The sequence below is a fragment of the Aequoribacter sp. genome (assembly GCF_965659035.1).
Taxonomy (GTDB): domain Bacteria; phylum Pseudomonadota; class Gammaproteobacteria; order Pseudomonadales; family Halieaceae; genus Aequoribacter.
This window is the reverse complement of sequence record NZ_CBFHWH010000182.1, coordinates 1-1,260: the sequence shown is the minus strand read 5'-3', so window position 1 is coordinate 1,260 and position 1,260 is coordinate 1. Positions and strand designations below refer to the sequence as shown.

The 1,260-nt window shown below is 50.5% G+C and carries 2 protein-coding genes; one reads left to right on the top strand and one right to left on the bottom strand.

Annotation, left to right across the window (positions count from 1 at the left end):
* A partial coding sequence (locus ACTF5Z_RS12230) for an acyl-CoA thioesterase (RefSeq protein WP_438985876.1) occupies window positions 1–293 on the bottom strand: 293 nt, incomplete at its 3' end.
* Window positions 294–448: 155 nt separating this feature from the next.
* Here ACTF5Z_RS12230 and ACTF5Z_RS12225 point away from each other — a divergent pair.
* On the top strand, window positions 449–1,260 hold an 812-nt coding region (locus ACTF5Z_RS12225; RefSeq protein WP_438985875.1), incomplete at its 3' end, for a mechanosensitive ion channel family protein.

Sequence of the window (1,260 nt, the reverse complement as noted above, 5' to 3'; positions counted from 1 at the left end):
TCTGCACTAGAGCGGCCCAAACGGCGGTATCCGACCGAACCGCGCACAGTGCCGTTGGCAGTAATTTCATCAATGTAGTCGCACTGAATATTCACCGTGAAAATAAAGCTGGGCGCCTTGCTCGGCTGAGTCGCACGAAAACCGAGTTCGTCCATGTAAAAACCAGTGATTTCATCCGCAAATACCAAATAATTCGCAAAGTACAAATGGCCCTGTGAATCGGTGTCTCGAAATCTGACCTTCATTGTTTCGCTAAAGGGGAACGACCCCGATTCAATCACATCAATTGCCATACTGACTCCTTTTTTAGGCACGAATCATAACCATCAAAAGCCGGTTTAGCCAATGCCAACCCGCTTGTTTTGCTTCCTATGCTGAACTTAAAACTGCTTGTGTACTTCCAGTGCCAGCGCTAGCATTCAGCTTTGCGCACACCACGGAGGAACGCGTGCAAGATTCATTACTCCAACTCTGGAATGACAACCAAGCTACGGTCGTACACATCGCCTACCAAATTGGGCTGGCCGCTGGCGTTTTAATAGTTGCTAAAGTCGTTGCTGGCGCACTTCGCCAAGCACTGCAACAGACCCACAATCGACTGGGTAAGCTCGACCCCATGCTAATGCCAATCTTGAACACGACGCTTGGTTATCTGGTCTACACCGTTGCCGTCGTTGTCATTCTCGATCTCTTTGGCGTTAACACCGCCAGCATCATCGCGCTCATTGGGGCGGCTGGGCTCGCCATCGGTTTTGCGCTTAAAGACACCTTAAGCAACATTGCCGCAGGTATTATGTTGCTATTCTTGCGCCCATTTAAAACTGGCGACTACATCTCATTCGGCTCCACCATTGGAACTGTGGAAGAAATCAATTTATTCACGACGGTACTGCGTAGCTTCGACGGCCTGTATTTGAGCTGCCCAAACTCTTCAATATGGGGTAACGACATCACCAACTTTACCCGTAACGGCAAGCGCAGAATCGACATCACTGCAAGCATCGCCTACTCGGACAATATCAATACGGGGCTAGAGGTACTGCACAACATCATCAAAACCGAACCCAGAATTTTGGCTGAACCCGAGGCGCAAGCTATTGTGTTCTCGCTGGGCGAAAGCTCGGTGGACCTGCAGCTCCGGGCTTGGACGAGCGTCGAAGACTTTGGCTCCACAAAATGGGACCTAAATAAACGTATCAAGGAAGACATCGAAGCTGCCGGCCTGACCATCCCCTTCCCCCAGCGCGACGTTCGTGTCAT